General features: G+C 69.5%; 3 protein-coding genes. All 3 read left to right on the forward strand.

The genetic code is table 11. From position 1 onward, the window contains the following. The first annotated feature begins 522 nt into the window (after positions 1 to 522). The gene (locus AB0442_RS42290; RefSeq protein ID WP_366168821.1) at positions 523 to 1,011 is read left to right on the forward strand and encodes an ATP-binding protein; all 489 of its coding nucleotides are present in this window, start codon (positions 523 to 525) and stop codon (positions 1,009 to 1,011) included. 269 nt (positions 1,012 to 1,280) lie between these two features. Beyond that, the gene (locus tag AB0442_RS42295) at positions 1,281 to 1,508 is read left to right on the forward strand and encodes a hypothetical protein (protein WP_366168822.1); all 228 of its coding nucleotides are present in this window, start codon (positions 1,281 to 1,283) and stop codon (positions 1,506 to 1,508) included. Further along, positions 1,496 to 2,148 (forward strand): phosphotransferase (locus tag AB0442_RS42300; protein WP_366168823.1); only part of this gene is annotated, 653 nt, incomplete at its 3' end. The genes AB0442_RS42295 and AB0442_RS42300, both read left to right, overlap by 13 nt.

Consider the following 2,148-nt stretch of genomic DNA (forward strand, 5'->3'; position numbering starts at 1 on the left):
ATGGTCTGTACGCGGGGCGTACGTCCGGTCTCCCAGGCCCGTAGCTGGTCGATGTCGAGTCTCGGCCGGGCCAGTTGCTGCACGTCGCACATCTCGACCAGTTCGTCGACGGCGCGTTGCAGGGTCCAGCCGCGGGCGAGCCGTTGCCCACGGAGCGGGCTCACACCACAGCAGTCGACGATCGCAGTCACGATCGCCGTCGCCGCCCAGCCGCTTGCCATTCCAGTGGCTCGGATCTGTGCGGAACAGGATGGCTTGTGAGCCATGAGCCACCTCCCTGACGACTGCGCGAGCCATCAGCTTAGTAACCGATGTTGCTGATGGTTAGCCAAGATCAGCAATTAGTTACTGATTTGCGCGGATGGAACCGTGGTTTCAGTAACTGATTTGCCTCATCAGCAACTTGCTCCCGTTGTGGCGCCACTAGCCGTCGGCGAGTCTTTTCGGCACGAGGCAGCCACCAGGAGCGCCTCGGCGCACAGCCCAGGAACTGTCCCCCGTACGGCCTCGGAGGTATACGCCATGCCCAGCGCCATCCCTGAGGCTCTCGCCGGACGCCAGGTAGCCGCTCGGACATCGGCCCGCGAAGGCCAGACGCTGCGGGTCTGGGAGAAGGAGTTCACCGCCGACCACGGTTCCGTCTGGCTGGCACGAAACAGTGTCCACGCCGAGCTGGTGGTGTGGGGATGGATGCGGGAGCGCGCTGACGACGTGGCGTTGATCTGCTCCGAACTGGTGACGAACGCCATCAGGCACGCCTGTCGACCGGGGGATTCGGTTCTCGTGCGACTTCAGGAGAACGCGGACGGCTGCCGCCTCGAGGTCCGAGACAGCCGCAGCGATCTGATGCCCGTCACCCGACCCGCCGGTATCCGCCAGCACGGCCACGGGCTGCTGCTCGTGGCAGCGGTCTCGGAGGACTGGGGCGTGACGAGACGGAAGGGAGCAAAGGTGGTGTGGGCCAGGGTCCTGCAGAGCTCTGCGGACGAGAACCCGGGGAAGGCAGCATGAGGAGCCTGCTGCGTCGCGCCCTCGGGCTGGGCGAGGGGGTACGGCGGGCCGCGGCGAAGCGCCCTCCGAGCCGCAAGGAGGCCTCCGACCGAGCCCCCCAGCCCCGGGCGGGCCACCGGGCCGTCGGCGCGTTCGGCCAAGGCCCGAGTGCTGCACCTCGGCAGACGTTCTGGTGCAGTGCTGTCGCCTACCCGCACAGCGGCGGCCGGCCGGTCCTGTTCGGTGCGTGCCCTACCCGGGATGCCCGGCGGTCCGTGCGGTGGCTGCAGATGCGGGTGGAGCAGCTGGCCGATCAGCTGAACGTCGCCCATGCGCGGCCGGGACGGGCCTGGGCACAGGACGAGACTGCCGCGGAGACGGCGATGAAGGCCCTGGTGTGGGGGGAGTCCTACACCGTCACGCTGGTGGACGACGACGCGGTGTACGTCTTCACCGCGCAGCCGAACACCGGCGGCGAGCCGCTGCTGCCGGGCCGGGAGGCGTCATGGCCGGTCTGATGAGCTCGGGTGAGATTGTGGCCGGGTTCCTGGGCGAGGTGGGCGCCAAGCTTGGCGGCGTGCCTGCGCGGTTCGATCGGTTGCCGACGGGGCCGATGCGGGGTGTCTCCGGGAGGCTGACCCTCGAAGACGGCCGGACGGTGCACGTCACCGCCGCGGGATGGAACAGCCCGGGGATCACCGAACTGCGCCGGGAAGTGCTCATCGCCGACCGGATCGCCGCGGTTGGGCCTGTTCTACTGTGTGCGGTCCGGGAGGTTACGCGGTGCGTCGTGGTGCACGAGCTGGTGCAGGGCCGGATGGTCAGCCTTGCGCCCGGTTCGCCGGACCTCGCCGCCGTCGGGAACTTCCTGGCCCGGGCGGCCAAGGAGCTGCCGAATGAACCGGTCGGGGAGGTCGGCGTGCTGGGGGATATGTTCCGGCTGTGGCCTTCGTGGGCGCTGTTCACCGGTTCGCAGTGGAGCCGGAGCGCACTGGAGCCGCGCGAGGAGCGTGCGCTGCAACGGCTTGCCGTGCTGGACCGCAGAGCGCAGCACCTCGGTGGCCCGGTCGTGGTCCACGGCAGCCTGCACCCCGGGAACCTGCTGATCGGCCCCGGCGGCGAGGTGACGGCCGTGGGGTGGCGGCGGGCCCGGTTCGG

The sequence above is a fragment of the Kitasatospora sp. NPDC085895 genome (assembly GCF_040702125.1).
In the GTDB taxonomy this organism is placed as follows: Bacteria; Actinomycetota; Actinomycetes; order Streptomycetales; family Streptomycetaceae; genus Kitasatospora; species Kitasatospora arboriphila.

What these genes read in the sequence shown, in the direction of transcription:
- AB0442_RS42290 (WP_366168821.1), top strand. Translation starts at nt 523, where the DNA reads ATGCCCAGCGCCATCCCTGAGGCTCTCGCCGGACGCCAGGTAGCCGCT.
- AB0442_RS42295 (WP_366168822.1), top strand. Translation starts at nt 1,281, where the DNA reads ATGCGGGTGGAGCAGCTGGCCGATCAGCTGAACGTCGCCCATGCGCGG.